Genomic DNA, 13,175 nt, shown 5'->3' on the forward strand with positions numbered 1-13,175 from the left:
CCGATGCGTCATCTACGGTTCTCGCGTAGAACGTAGTGCACCGCGTTGAGTTCCCGCCGTGCCCGTCGGGAGACTCCGTCCTCGTCGAGGAGTTGGGTGGTGTGTGTGGACAGACCGTCCGTCAACTCGCGGTCGGCCAGCGGCAGCCATCTGTGGTACGCCAGCAGTGCCCAAAGAGAGTGAACGTACAGATCGACGTACGCGGGGGCTTGGCGAAGTCCCGTAACGAGCTCTCTCAGCAGGCGAACCGGCTCCCAGGCGACGGACCTTTCCCGCATGAAGCCGTCGTTCGCCTGTGGCTCTCGGAGCGCGCCCAGCCAGTAGGCCCAGTAGTTCAGGTTGGCGATCTCCGCCGCGTCATTGTCGACCATCGCCCCGTCGATGAAGTCCAGGAGGGGTTGGGGCTCGCCCAGACGTACGAGGGCAGTCGCTGTTGATCGCGCCGTGGCCCAGTGCGGCGTCCAGCCCCGGGACGCGATGAGATCGCGCCGTGTTCGCAGGGCGTGTCTCATCCACGAGGTCGACTCCGCCGCTCGGCTGTAGGAACAGAGGTACAGCGCCTGGCGATGGAGAAGCATTCCGTCCTCGCCGGAGCGTGCCGCCGTTTCGGCGGTTTCTCTCAACTCCGAGAAGAACAGGTCGCGTTCCGAAGCGGGCAGCAACGGGGCGTGAGCCGTGGGGCCCCGACGCCTTCTCTCCTGCCGGGATGCCAAAGCTGGCGGGATGGTTCCGTTCACCGCCCAAGCGATCATGTGGGCGGTGTCGCGGGTGTGAACCCATTCCGCAAGGGGGTGCCGACCCGGGCCTTCTGGGTGGATCGTTGCGCTGATGACGCGGTCCGCGTCCATCGCCGGGTCCAGCAGCGAGAGCACACCGGGGTCCGCACCAAAGGCCAGCAAGCGACGGCGCAGGTCGAGGAGGCTTCCCGCCTTCACATTGGCGAGTGGCCTTCGTCCGCTCTCCCAGCCCTGCCAGGTGGCGAGGTCAACGCCCACAGTTTCGGCCATACGCGCCTGTGTGCTGTTCTCCTGGCGCACGCTCTCCCGGGCCTTACGAAGCACGAACCCCGCTATGGCGCCCGTTGTGGCCCGGCCTCGTGCGACTTCCCTGGCAGCCATGAAGCCCCCTGCGCGGTCGGTTATCCAACCCGTACTCACAGTCAGTTCTACTCCATCTCAGACGACCGTAAGTTCAAGGTGCGCAAGCAATCATCTTCCCCGACCAAGAGGATCGTTGGTTCGTTAGCCATCGAGGAGCGCAATACGGATTCCTGAGCAGCGCCCGGATTCCGGTCCCCTGCCAAGCCCGTGGGTTGAGTGGCCGCCACGCGACGCCGGTTGCGGCATTCGGAGATGGATTGCGTTCCGGACTCCACGCCTTCGGCCGCTGACGGCCGAACATGAGGCACGGCTCCGGACGTGCGCGATTCCAGTCGGCCGAGAGACAGGAGAGAAGCACGATGACTGCTGTGGACGCCGCTCCCAGGGCAGTTCGCCCTTGGGGAGCCGAACGACTCGAAACGTACCCGACCGCCAGTCGGCTCCCTCACGCGACGGTCACCATCGACCTCTCGACACAACTTGGCGTGTTTCGTGACGGCGCCGGCAGGGTGGTCGACATGGGTAAGCACGGCACCGGCTGCGGCACCGAGACGTCCACGGTCACGAACTCGGACTCGCAGAACGACCAGGGGCACGACCAGGATTCCCAGCAGGACTGATGGGAGTGAACGCGCGCGGCCCGGTCCTCGTGGCGACCGAGACGGCGGACGTCACCGCCGACATGGTGATCACTGAGATCAACCGGCGGAGTGTGCCGGTAGTGAGGTTCAACCCGGCCGACGTCGGGACGGACTTGACGCTCTCAGCCTGGTTCGGAAACCAGCCGACGCCGGTCGCCGGACAGCTCCGTACGCTGTCGAGGACCGCGGACCTGCCCCAGGCGCGAGCCGTGTACTGGCGCCGCCCCGTCTGGCCCGACTTCCCACATCTGAACGACAACGATGCCCGCTTCGCCGCGGCTCAGGTGCGGTACGGGCTGGGCGGCGCCCTGTACGCCGTCGAGGGCCCGTTGTGGGTCAACCATCCGTTGCGCAACGCCGCCGCGGACTACAAACCCGTCCAACTCGCCCTGGCGAAAAGGCTCGGTCTTTCCGTACCGCCGACTCTCGTCACCAACGACCCAGCGCACGCACGAGAGTTCATGTCCGTACATCGGCAGGTGATCCACAAGACGCTGCGCTGGACTCCCTACGAACGGGACGGAGTTCCGGTGACAGGGTGGACGCGCCCGGTCACCCCGGACGAGATCGATGACAGCCTGCGCGTCGCTCCACACCTCTTCCAGTCCCGCGTGGACAAGACCTGCGATGTGCGCGTGCTGGTGGTGGGCCGACGTGTGTTCGCCGTGCGGATCGACTCCGGTCTCCTGGACTGGCGCACGGACTACACGGGCCACTCGTACTCGGTCGTGGATCTCCCCGGCCCGTTGCGGGAGCGCCTCCTCGTCTATCTCGATCACCTCGGCCTCTCGTCGGGCAGTTTCGATCTCGCTGTGGACCGAGCGGGACGTTGGTGGTGGCTGGAGCTGAACCCGAACGGGCAATGGGGCTGGCTTGAACAGAGGACCGGGGCGGAGATGTCCGCCGCGTTCGCTGACCTACTCATTCGAGGAGCAACCGCATGACTGGCCCAACCTCAGCAAGCGACCCAGCCCCCGCAACCGGCCCTGACCGTCTCCCCGTTGGTGAACCCGCGACCCCGGGTGGCCCGCTGGCCGGGGCCGGGGCCGGGGCCGGGGCCGGGGCCGGGGACGGGGACGCGGGCGCTTCCGCGCGTCGGGCTCTCGCTGAACGTCTCGAAAGGGCCGGGGTGTTGAGGGAGCCCGGATGGCGAGCCGCGGTGGAGTCGGTCCCCCGGGAGGTGTTCCTCGAACCCGGCGTCTTCCTGCGCGCGAGCGGCGGCCGGTGGCGTCCGGTCCCCCGGGCCGCCGCCGATCCGGAGGTGTGGGCCGGGATCGTCTACCGCGAGGAGTCCCTGACCACCCAACTCGACGGCCGTCTGACGGCGGACGCGGCGGACGGGCTGGTCCTGGGCGTCCCCACCTCGTCCTCCACGACGCCCCTGACCGTGGTCAGCATGCTGGAGGAGCTGGGCCTCGAAGACGGGCACACCGTGCTGGAGATCGGTACGGGAACCGGGTACTCCTCGGCTCTCATGTGCCACCGTCTCGGCGAGGACAACGTGACGACGGTCGAGGTCGACCCGGACGTCGCCGCTCGCGCCGACGCCGCTCTCGAACGGTGCGGATTCTCGACGTGGACCGTGAACGGCGACGGTCTCCTTGGCCACCCGTTCCGCGCCCCGTATGACCGGACCATCGCCACGTGCGCCGTCCGCCGCGTCCCCTACGCCTGGATCCGGCAGACGAAGCCCGGCGGCGTCGTTCTCGCCACGGTGGGCGGGACGTGGGGCTACGGCACGGGGCTGGCGAAGGTCGTCGTCGGCGGGGACGGCACCGCCGAGGGGCGGATCATCCGCCGTTCCTCCTTCATGCAGGCCCGGGCTCAGGCCCTCCAACCGGTGTCCGGCGATCTGGCCGCCCGCACTGCCCACGCGGACAGCGAGCGTCCGCTCCGGGTCCCGCCCGTCCTGCTGGAGGAGTGGATGCCCGCCTTCATCGCCCAACTCACCGCTCCCGGGGCGCGGTTGACACGAGCCACGGCGAGCGACGGAACCCCGTTGACGTACCTCTTCGACCCGGAGCGAGAGTCCTTCGCCGAGTTCGTCGCGGACGGCGAGGAGTGGACCTCCGTCCGGCAGGGCGGTCCCGTACCGCTGTGGGACCGTGTCGAACGGGCCCTGGTCGCTTGGCGGGAGGCCGGGTCTCCCGGCATCACCACAGTGCGGCTCCGCGTCACGGCGAACGCCCACACGTACTGGATCGAGGGGCATCCCGCTCTGCGCTGGCGCCACGAGTTGGTCTGACGTTCGGCGGCTGCGGGATTCCGGCCGTTGGGGGAGAAGGGGAGAGGGGGGAGGGTGCGGGCGGGGGCGGTCAGTGGTTGGAGGGGGGCGGGTTCTGGCTGGGTGGTGTGGGGTTCGGTTGTCTCGGCGAGGTGGCGTTGTAGGTCGAGGTGGCGGAACTGGTAGACGGCGCCGACCTGGCGTAGGACGCCCCGATTCTCGTGGGCGTCCTGGAGGAAGGCGATGAGGTTCCGGGGGACGCGTCGGCGTAGTGCCAGCAGCGCGACGGTGATGGTGAAGCCCGCGTAGACGGTGTGCGCGAGTGCGAAGACGAGCCCGGCCAGGAGCCCGGCCGCGAGTTCCAACACGAACGCCTGCGGTGAAGTGAGCCCGAGCAGGAACCCGGTCAGGAGCCCGAGCGCGAGCCCGAAGACGAGCCCGATTCCGAGCACGGTGGCGATGAAGGTGCGGCGGTCGCGGTAGTGGAGGGTGACGGGGCCGACCACGGTGGTCAACTCCGGTCGTACCGCCCGGAATCCGTACACGAGCCCGGCCATGATCCCGAACACGAGCCCGATCACGAGACCCGGCAAGAACCCGTACACGAACCCGTCCACGAACCCGTCCCTGATCCAGAGCACGAGGCCGAACACGATCCCGGCCAGGGGGCCGAAGCCGAGGCCGGTGAGGAAGGAGCGGGTTGACCATCTGAGTCGGACGCTGGGAGTGCCTGGGTGGGGTGCGGGCAGGCGCGCGAGCCCGAAGGGGAGCCCGATCAAGAGCCCGGTCAGGAACTCGTCCTCGGGGGAGTAGGTACTGGGGAATCCCGCCGCGAGTTCGTTGAGCAGCGGGAACGCGATCGCGATGGCGATCATGGTGACGAATCCGTGCGCGGCTCTGACGGGGAAGGAGCGCGTTGACCATCTGCGCCGGACGCCGGGGGTTCCTGGGTCGGGAAGGGACAGGCGGGTGAGTCCGAACGCGATCCCGACCAGGAGTCCGACCGAGATCCCGTACGGGAGCCTGTCCCAGGGACCATACGGGATCCCATGTGGGAGTCGGAAGTTGTCCCAGTACACGTTGAGGAGTTCGTATGGGAGCCCGTAGATGATTCCGAACAGGAGTCCTGTGGTGAGGCCGAGGGCGGTGCGGAGGGTGCTTCGTCGGATCGTGAGGGGGAGTTCCCACCAGGCGAGGTTGGGGTTTCCGTTTCGGTTGTTCTCCAGGTGGCGGGCGAGGAAGACGTGGGTGCGGTGGGCTTGTTCGGGCTTCCAGCGGCGTGGATGGGTGTCGTGGGGGGCGTAGGCGGCGGGGATGAAGGCGTTGAAGAGGTGGGCGTTGAGGTCGGTTTGGGTGGGGAAGGCGCAGAGTTCGTCGGGGTGTGGAACGCCGTCTGGTGGGGGTGTGGTGTTGGGCCGGGGGTTGTAGATGGTGCGGGCCAGGAACAGGCCCAGTGGGGTGCCCAGTACCTGTCCGACGGGGGTGTTGGTGCCTAACTGGGTGGCGACGGTGTCCCATCGGTTGGCGGCCGGGCTGTGGGGGCCGCCGGCGTCGCGGCGGAGGTATGCCTCGGCGTCTTGGGGTGTGAGGGGCAGGAGGTGGATGCCGGCTGCGCCGTTGAGTCGCACCATCGCGTCGGGTCGGGTCACGGTGTGGCGGTATGCCGCCGCGCGGCTGGCCAGGACTACCGGTGCTTTGGCGGCTAGATCGCGGTTGAGGGCGTTGAAGCCCATGTCGTGGAGGGCGGGTGGGAGTTCGTCGAAGCCGTCGAGTAGCGGGAGGATGCGTCCGGCGTCCAGTAGGGCCTGGGCCAGATCGCTCTGTTGGCCGGGGGCGGGGGCGCGGAGGCCGGGGTAGCTCTGGCGGAGTTGTGTGGCCAGCCAGTCGTTCAGTGACTGGTCGGCGGGGTTCCAGGAGGCGAGGGCGAAGAGTACGGGTACCGGACTGCCTGGTGTGTGGGGGGTGTTGAGGTGCTGGAGGAGGCGGATGAGGAGCATGGTCTTGCCGGAGCCGGGCTCGCCCAGGACCACCAGACGGCGAGTTGGCACCCGTGTGGTGAAGACTTCGCTGATCTGGGCGTCGGCGCCCGCCAGCCCGGTGGAGTCTTGGGGCCACTGTGCTGGGTCTGCGGGTGGGCCGCCGGGCCATGCGCGGGCCATGTCCTCCAGCAGGGGCCAGGGTTCGACCAGGTCGGTATCGGCCGCTGTCCAGGCCACCGGCAGGGGGTAGGGGTCGTTCATGCGGCGGTTGGCGGCCTCGTCGTTCCACTGTTTGCCCACGGCGATGGATAACTGGGCGGCGGCCGTGTCCAGGTCCACCGTGGCGGATGCGACCTGGTCGTGGCGGAAGGTTGCCCACGCCAGATACAGGGGTCCCAGCGTCGCGAAGAAGGAGGCCGTCACCTTGGCCTGCTCCGATTCGGCGTTCCAGGCGAACGCCAACGCGCCGACCGTCCCCAGCACCACCAACGCCAGGTACCACCCGCCCACCCGCCTGGGCGCCCGACCGTTTCCCCCGTGCCTCACAACAACCTCCCGCCGTGTGCTCCCTACCAGTCTCCCCGGCCGGTGCCACAGTGGCGGGACTTCCGACGGTTGACGGTGTGATCGGCGGCGTTCATCTGGTGGGCCTGCCTTGGGTGTTGGGTGCGGGATACCCATATGTGAAGCCCCGTCATCCGGAGTCGGACGACGGGGCCTGTGTGGCGTTCGGTTCAGGCCGTGGTGGAACCGTCTCGCCGTACGGTTGCGACGAACGTGCCCCAGGCGGACGGCTCGAAGACCAGAGCGGAGCCCTGCGGCGTCTTGGAGTCCCGGACGGGGACGGCCCCGGCAAGACCAGCTCCTACCTCCAGGCAGTTGCCCCCGTTGGTGCTGTAGCTGGACTTCTGCCAGGTCAGGTTGTGATGCGTGATGTTCGGCATGGGGCCTCCCTTGGGTGTTGGGGGTGGGTTACCCATGTGTGAGGCCCCGTCATCCAGGGTCGGACGACGGGGCCTGTGTGGCGTTCGGTTCAGGCCGTGGCTGAACCGTCTCGCCGTACGGTTGCGACGAACGTGCCCCAGGCGGACGGCTCGAAGACCAGAGCGGAGCCCTGCGGCGTCTTGGAGTCCCGGACGGGGACGGCCCCGGCAAGACCGTGTCCCACCTCCAGGCAGTCACCGCCGTTCGGTCCGCTGTAGCTGGACTTCTGCCAGGTCACGAGCAGGTCACTTGCGCGGGTGGTCATTCGTTCAGTCCCTCCATATGCGCGCCGATCACCTCAGCCGACGCCTCGGGTGACAGGGCTGTCGCCCTGAGCAGATCATAGATGCGCGTCGCTTCGTTAACCTCCTCAGTATTGGCCGTCGTTCGCCCCTGAGAGAACCCGTCCACATGCAGGACGTCGGACCCCTCATCGAACCCGAGAAGCGTGAAGGCGCCGTTCACGCCGGGATGTGCCGCCGTCTCGCGTGGGATCACCTGGATGACGTTGCGCGGTTCGCGGCCCAACTCCAGCATCCGACCGAACTGTTGACGCATCACCTCGGGTCCGCCGAGATGCCGTAGCAATACGTACTCATCGATGATGAACCAGCATCGAGGGCGGTCCTTGCGGTCGAATACGTCCTGCCGACTCGCTCGCGCGGTGACCAGATCGTCGAGATGGTCCGGGCGCATTGTGTCGAGCACGGCTCTCGCGTACTCCTCGGTTTGCAGCAATCCCGGGAGAACCATGGTTTGAACCGTGCGGATCTGGGCGGCCGTCTGCTCCAACTCTACGAAGGATACAAACCACTTGGGGTAGGAGTGGCGGAGGACCAGAGGGTGGAGCCGGAGGAAGTAGCCGTCGGTGTTAAGAGCTACGTCCAGGTCACGGGCTAGTTCGGCGGAGGGGACCCGTTTGGCGAACTCCACCTTGGACAGCATCGACTGGGTCGTGTGCGCCTTCCTCGCCGTCTCCTCCTGGGATAGCCCGCACTTGATCCTGATGCGGCGTAGTTCGGAGCCGAAGAACGCGAGTAACGAGGACGAGGGGTCGGGTGCCTTATCTTCCTCAACGGTCATACGTAACGCCTCCTTTCCATGACTGATGCGATGTCATGGCCGTCCTCCATGACCCGTTAACGGTCATGGATGTTTCTGCGGTGACCGCCCAATTTCTGAGCGATGGTGGAAGTACACCAGAAGCCAGCCGCTCAAAGGGGCGAGCGTCGAAAATGTACGGGAGTGACGTAGTGACGACAACACATGATCGAGGAGCTACGGGGCCGATTCCGGAGGCGGAGCGAGTGCGACGGGAGTTGCGCGACGCGCTGGAAGAGGCGGGGGTGACGCTGCCGTCGCTGGGGTTGGATCCCCTCTCGTGTACGGGGCCGAATCCGCGTCCGTTGATCGACTTGGGGCGTTGTGACATGGCCACCGCACGGGGGTTGACGATCCTCCTGCGGGAGCATCGCGAGTGGGGGCGGGAGCGGTGAGCGTGTATCGGGTCTGGGCCCGGGTGTGGTTGGCCGGGCGGTTACTGCTGTGGGGGCGTCCGTGAACGGGTGGGCGGTGACGTTCGGTTACGCGGTCGCGGTCGGTGCGGTGGTGACGGTGTACCTGTGGTGTGTGCTGGCGTCCTCCGCGTCGGGCGTCGGGGCCGAGGGGGATGAGCCGGGGTCGGCGGCCGGGTTCGTCCCGGAGGGCCTGGGCGTGTGGTCCACGGGACGGTGCGGGCTCTACTGCGGACGGGACGAGGTGCGGGTGACGGCCTTCCGCTCCGTGCGAGCGCCCTGGGGGCGGCTCCAACTCTTCGGCTGCGTCCCCTGTCTGCGTCAGCTGATCGACCTGGAGCGGGCGCGCACCCGTGAACTCACCGCTCCCTTCCGTACCCCGATCGGTGCCGGACTCCTGCCCGCGTCGCGGACCTCGGATGCCGACGAGCCAAGCCCCCAACCCCAACCTCAGTCCCAACTCCGCGCCAGCGATGGGACGTTGGAGGGTGCGGCGGCGGAGCCACGGGTGTCGCACCACGTGCCGAACTCCCCGTTGTGGTGTCCGGGGAGGTGCCGTGGCCCGGGGCTGTGACCACCGTTGGCAGACGCGCCGCGACCACCGGTGGGAGACGCGCTGCGACCACCCCACCACCGTCGTCCGCGAGGGCAAGACCCACTGCGGCACCTGCGGCCGACAGCTCTACCTCTGATCCACCTCTGAACTCCCCCCTGAACTTCCCCCCCCCAACTCCCCATCACCGACCAGTGACTGCGCATGCTCCCCACCTCACCTCCCGCTCCGCGCCAGGCGGCGCCAGACCCATCCCCCGAGCCGGGCCCCGGACCTCCATCATCGGACCCGTTGGACCCGTTGGACCCACCGATCGGTGAGTACATCCCGGATGGTGACCACACCCGGAATGGACCCGATGGCTACCGGTGTCCGCCGGAGCTGGACCGGCCGATCCTCGCGGTCGCGCTGACCTGCGTGACCGGCCTGCTCACCCTCGCCATCGCCCTAGCCGCCTGCCAACCCACCCCCACACCACCGACCACAACACCCCCGGCCACACCACCCTCGACCACACAGGGCCCCGCCACAGCCCCACCATCCGGCGGCCCGGCACCCGGCGGCCAGATACTCACCCGCTGCCCCACGGCCGACCAACACGGCTGACACGCCCGTCAGTTCACCCACAACGACGTACGACACCGCCACGCGGCGCACGAGAAGCGACGCACCACCACACACGACGAAAGGCGAGGCCAGCACTTCATGCACACCGAGTACGACTTCAGTCACCCGCCCGGACGGCGCCTGGGCGCCCTCGCGCTGATCACCAACCCCGAGGGCCACATCCTGCTCGTGGAGAAGATCTACCGGAAGGAGAAGGGCGACCCCCACCCCTGGGGCCTGCCCGGCGGCTGCGCACAACCCGACGAGGACCTGCACGACGCCTTCCGCCGCGAACTGCTGGAGGAGACCGGGCAGCGCGTCGAACCCGGCGACCTGCTCACCGTCCACCACATGCCCGCCAACCCACCCCACCGCGAAGGACTCAACTTCGTCTTCGACGGCGGCACCCTCCACCCCGCCACCCCCATCACCCTCCCCCAACACGAGCTGAGCGCCCACGCGTTCGTCTCCCTCGACGACCTCCACCACTACCTCGCACCCCACCAGCTCCTCCGCGTCCGCACCGCCGTCCGCAACGCTCTCAACGACCATCGCACCGCCTACCTCACCGCCGCCCACCCCACCAACGATCCCCAACCGAAGCCTGCTTGACCTGGCCGGGATCGCGCTGAGGCCGTGTGGTGGAACGGTTAGGGCCGTTCCACCACACGCGTGCTCGGGCGGTGTCGGCATCTTGACCTTGACACTGGTGTCAGGGCGTAGCTTGCCGCCATGTCTCACGACCTTCAGGACTGGAACCGTCGGATCGTCACGGAGTTTCGAGCGAACGGGGGGTTCGTTCCGTGGAGCACCGAGGACGAACTGGCCGCTGGGCGTCCCGTCCCACCTCTGTTGCCGGGCTTCGAGCGCGAACGAGGCGTCCCGATCATGCTGGTCGGCCACACCGGTGCGAGGACCGGCCGCCACCACACCACGCCTCTGATGTATCAGGTGGTGAACGACTCGTTCGCCGTCTTCGCCTCCTTCGGCGGTAGTCCGCGTACGCCGTCGTGGTACCGCAACATCGAGAAGAACCCCGATGTCACCATCGAGGTCGGCACCGAGGTGAGTCGTGCTGTCGCCCGGGTAGCCGAGGGGGCGGAGCGCGAGCGCGTCTGGGGTGAACAGGTCCGTGTCATCCCCGAGTTCGCCGACTTCGAGAGGATCGCCGGCCGACGAATTCCGGTCGTCGTCCTTGACCCGGTGCGGGGCGCGGCCGCCGTCGAGCCGCCGCAGGGCGGTTGAACCAACGTGGTCTGTCGAGCCACCGCGCGTACGACCGCGAGGCCGGTCCCGACGGAGTGGCTGACCCGATGAGGCAGGGCGTACGCGCTGGGTACAGTCCCGGCGAGCCGAACTGACCCGGGGGTAGCGTGAGTAGCGCAATCAGCCAGATCGTGATCGCGGTGCTGGGCATCGGCGGCACGCTCGCGGCGGCCGTGATCACCCAGCGTGGGGCCGACCGTGCCCGGATCCGTGAGCTGGAGGGCGCGCGCCAACTCCAGCAGGATGAACGGGAGTACGCGGCACGTCAGGCCGAACGCGAGGCGCGGCGCTCGTGTTACGCCAGCCTGAACGCCGGTACCCGCGACCTGGCGAACGCGATAACGAAGGCTCTCCATGCCCTGGAGAGGGGTGAGTTGAGCGAGGAGTCGCGGTCGGATCTGGACCGGGCGCATCGGGACCACCGGCTGCGGCACGCTGAGGCGCAGATGGTGCTGCCGGACTCGGTGGCCCCGGCCGCCAGTGCCGCGAACCACCGTCTCGGGTCGCTGTACGCCCTGGTGAAGCGTCTGGACGAGGGCACCGTGCGGGAGGGCGAGGACCTGTCCACCGGCTGGGAGGGTCTGGACGATCTGTGGGACCCCCTCTGGCGGATGCGGCGCGTCATGCGGATCGACCTCGGCATCACTACCTCCGAGCCGGAGGAGTAGGACCCAAGGACCCAAGTGCGCGGTGGGGAGGGGGCGTTGGGGCGGCCTTCCGGCGGGTCCGGAAACGTGGGCCCCAGCCGCCCCACCCCCCACACGCCCCGGCCCCATACATGCTCCCGCTGTCGACAGCCTCCATGAGGAAGAGAGCGACGGCTGAACGGTAGAGGCCGGAACCCGCGCCGGCCGTTTGTCGAGACGGTCGGTGGCGATCAGTTGCGAACACCGGTCGCTGTGGCGAGCTCCCGGACGCCGCTCGCCCTCGGGTGCCGCGTGGACAGGTCGCTGACGATCTGCCGGATTGCCGGGCGGTCGCGGACCTCACCCGGCGAGACGCGTAGGGCCGAGAGTAGTTCGTGTGCGGTCTGCTCCGGCTTGCCCCACTGCCACCATGCCCGGCCGAGGTCGGTGTGCATTCGCCCTTTGCGTTCGGCCGTTGGGAACTGATCCGCACGCAGTGCGCGACCGGCTTTCAAGGCGGCCCCGGCGTCGCCGAGCGCCCAGTGAACGCCGACTGCGTAGAGGTCGACGGCGGCTGGGGTGAGGGGGAACAGACGCCCGGCCGGGGCCTGCCGCGGGAGGCGGCGTGCGGCCCTGGAGGCTTCGTGAATCATGGCCTGTGCCTGGTCACGGCCCCCTGCCCGAGCCGCGGTGTAGGAGGTGGTGCACAGCATCTGTGCGTACGCCGCCGCTTGAGCCGGGGTCGTGAGGCCAGTGGCCTCGATCTTGGTCACGGCGTCAAGAATGAGGCGCTGCGCGGCGGCTGCCTGGTCCTGGTGGCGTAGGACGATGCTCAGTTCTCGGGCGGCCGCCGCAGCCACCAAGGGAGAGCCGGACAGGTCCGCGTACACGGTGGCACGGTCGGCGGTGAGGCGCGCCCGGTCGTATCGCCCAATCTTCACTAGCACTTGAGCGGCCAGGCTGTAGCAGGCCGAGAGCCGGGCGTGTGCGAGGTCGGTACGGGACTGAGCGCCTTCGTGGGCGTCGGCGAGCAGGCCCGGCAGCACCTCCAGCAGAGCGGTGTGCTCGCCGGCGTCGAAGAAGGCCCGCGCCCTCGCCATGCGGGTGTCCAGGGGGACCGCCGAGCCAGTCGGCGCGGGCATACTCGCCAAGGCGTCGTCCACGCCCGTGAGGAGTTGGGCGGGGGCCGCGAGCCCGGCGGCTGCGAGCAGTGTGCGGCGGCGCATGGGGTCCTCCTCGGCGCGATGTGGACCGGCCGACGCAACTCTAGTGGCTTGGAATCCCCCCAATCCGAGTGCCGCACCTAGGACTTTCGTCGGGATGCCCACCTCCCGGGCGGCCAGGCGCAGGAGATGCACGTCAGCTGTTCGGCTGCCCCGTTGCTCCATTCGGGAAACGGTCGAGGCCGAGCAGCCGAGCCGTGCGCCGAGGTCGGCTTGCCGCGATCCCCGGCTGACGCGGCCCATGCGGATGAGCGCTCCGGGGTTCTGGCGGTCGACGTGTCCACGGGCTTCGGCGGAGCTCCACAGCGGGTCCATGGTGCGCATCGCGCCTCCCACTGGCCGGGGCCGGGCCAATCCACGGTAGCGACCACGCGAAGGGGCGTCGATGGCGCGTGCGGGTTCTGCAAATGGCCTGCATGACACGGCAATTGACCACTGCTCGCGGTCGGCCGGTGGTGT

At 68.6% G+C, this 13,175-nt stretch carries 13 protein-coding genes and 1 pseudogene; 8 read left to right on the plus strand and 6 right to left on the minus strand.

Going from position 1 to position 13,175, the window contains the following annotated elements:
• Nucleotides 1-8: 8 nt before the first annotated feature.
• Nucleotides 9-1,007: an XRE family transcriptional regulator gene (locus tag E0L36_RS20560; protein ID WP_258016354.1), complete on the minus strand. Its 999-nt coding sequence runs from the start codon at nt 1,005-1,007 to the stop codon at nt 9-11.
• 452 nt (nt 1,008-1,459) lie between these two features.
• On the opposite strand from E0L36_RS20560, the gene tgmA reads away from it, so the two are divergent.
• The 3 genes from tgmA to tgmC all read left to right on the plus strand — a co-directional run bounded on the left by tgmA (nt 1,460) and on the right by tgmC (nt 3,986).
• The gene (tgmA, locus tag E0L36_RS20565; RefSeq protein ID WP_180930590.1) at nt 1,460-1,720 is read left to right on the plus strand and encodes a putative ATP-grasp-modified RiPP; all 261 of its coding nucleotides are present in this window, start codon (nt 1,460-1,462) and stop codon (nt 1,718-1,720) included.
• The gene (gene tgmB, locus E0L36_RS20570) at nt 1,720-2,685 is read left to right on the plus strand and encodes an ATP-grasp ribosomal peptide maturase (protein WP_180930591.1); all 966 of its coding nucleotides are present in this window, start codon (nt 1,720-1,722) and stop codon (nt 2,683-2,685) included. The genes tgmA and tgmB overlap by 1 nt, the downstream gene beginning before the upstream one ends.
• Nucleotides 2,686-2,870: 185 nt before the next feature.
• Nucleotides 2,871-3,986 carry an ATP-grasp peptide maturase system methyltransferase gene (gene tgmC / locus E0L36_RS20575; RefSeq protein WP_308416849.1) on the plus strand — a complete coding sequence of 372 codons (1,116 nt, stop codon included), beginning with the start codon at nt 2,871-2,873 and terminating at the stop codon, nt 3,984-3,986.
• A 1,544-nt stretch (nt 3,987-5,530) separates the two neighbouring features.
• Here tgmC and E0L36_RS28320 read toward each other — a convergent pair.
• From E0L36_RS28320 to E0L36_RS20590, 4 genes and pseudogenes are all read right to left on the minus strand, one after another.
• Nucleotides 5,531-6,625 (minus strand): annotated as a pseudogene (locus E0L36_RS28320) (NACHT domain-containing NTPase); the annotation flags it as partial.
• Nucleotides 6,626-6,678: 53 nt separating this feature from the next.
• Nucleotides 6,679-6,888: a DUF397 domain-containing protein gene (locus E0L36_RS20580; protein ID WP_180930593.1), complete on the minus strand. Its 210-nt coding sequence runs from the start codon at nt 6,886-6,888 to the stop codon at nt 6,679-6,681.
• An 89-nt stretch (nt 6,889-6,977) separates the two neighbouring features.
• Nucleotides 6,978-7,193, minus strand: coding sequence for a DUF397 domain-containing protein (locus tag E0L36_RS20585; protein WP_180930594.1), 216 nt, complete (start codon nt 7,191-7,193; stop codon nt 6,978-6,980).
• Nucleotides 7,190-8,011 (minus strand): helix-turn-helix transcriptional regulator, encoded by an 822-nt coding sequence (locus tag E0L36_RS20590; RefSeq protein ID WP_180930595.1) that lies wholly within the window; start codon nt 8,009-8,011, stop codon nt 7,190-7,192. Before E0L36_RS20590 ends, E0L36_RS20585 begins: the two co-directional genes overlap by 4 nt.
• Before the next feature lie 489 nt (nt 8,012-8,500).
• Here E0L36_RS20590 and E0L36_RS20595 point away from each other — a divergent pair, with 489 nt between their 5' ends.
• The 5 genes from E0L36_RS20595 to E0L36_RS20610 all read left to right on the plus strand — a co-directional run bounded on the left by E0L36_RS20595 (nt 8,501) and on the right by E0L36_RS20610 (nt 11,535).
• The gene (locus E0L36_RS20595) at nt 8,501-9,016 is read left to right on the plus strand and encodes a hypothetical protein (protein ID WP_180930596.1); all 516 of its coding nucleotides are present in this window, start codon (nt 8,501-8,503) and stop codon (nt 9,014-9,016) included.
• Nucleotides 9,000-9,134, plus strand: a complete 135-nt coding sequence (locus tag E0L36_RS27890; RefSeq protein WP_258015894.1) for a hypothetical protein — start codon at nt 9,000-9,002, stop codon at nt 9,132-9,134. The genes E0L36_RS20595 and E0L36_RS27890 overlap by 17 nt, the downstream gene beginning before the upstream one ends.
• A 566-nt stretch (nt 9,135-9,700) precedes the next feature.
• Nucleotides 9,701-10,213: an NUDIX hydrolase gene (locus E0L36_RS20600; protein WP_180930597.1), complete on the plus strand. Its 513-nt coding sequence runs from the start codon at nt 9,701-9,703 to the stop codon at nt 10,211-10,213.
• Nucleotides 10,214-10,333: 120 nt separating this feature from the next.
• Nucleotides 10,334-10,846 carry a nitroreductase/quinone reductase family protein gene (locus E0L36_RS20605; RefSeq protein ID WP_180930598.1) on the plus strand — a complete coding sequence of 171 codons (513 nt, stop codon included), beginning with the start codon at nt 10,334-10,336 and terminating at the stop codon, nt 10,844-10,846.
• A 128-nt stretch (nt 10,847-10,974) separates the two neighbouring features.
• Nucleotides 10,975-11,535 (plus strand): hypothetical protein, encoded by a 561-nt coding sequence (locus tag E0L36_RS20610; RefSeq protein ID WP_180930599.1) that lies wholly within the window; start codon nt 10,975-10,977, stop codon nt 11,533-11,535.
• A 209-nt stretch (nt 11,536-11,744) separates the two neighbouring features.
• Here the strand turns inward: E0L36_RS20610 and E0L36_RS20615 are convergent, their stop codons facing one another.
• Nucleotides 11,745-13,040 carry a helix-turn-helix domain-containing protein gene (locus tag E0L36_RS20615; protein WP_180930600.1) on the minus strand — a complete coding sequence of 432 codons (1,296 nt, stop codon included), beginning with the start codon at nt 13,038-13,040 and terminating at the stop codon, nt 11,745-11,747.
• Between the last annotated feature and the right edge of the window lie 135 nt (nt 13,041-13,175).

The sequence above is a fragment of the Streptomyces sp. AJS327 genome, from assembly GCF_013450295.1.
Taxonomy (GTDB): domain Bacteria; phylum Actinomycetota; class Actinomycetes; order Streptomycetales; family Streptomycetaceae; genus Streptomyces.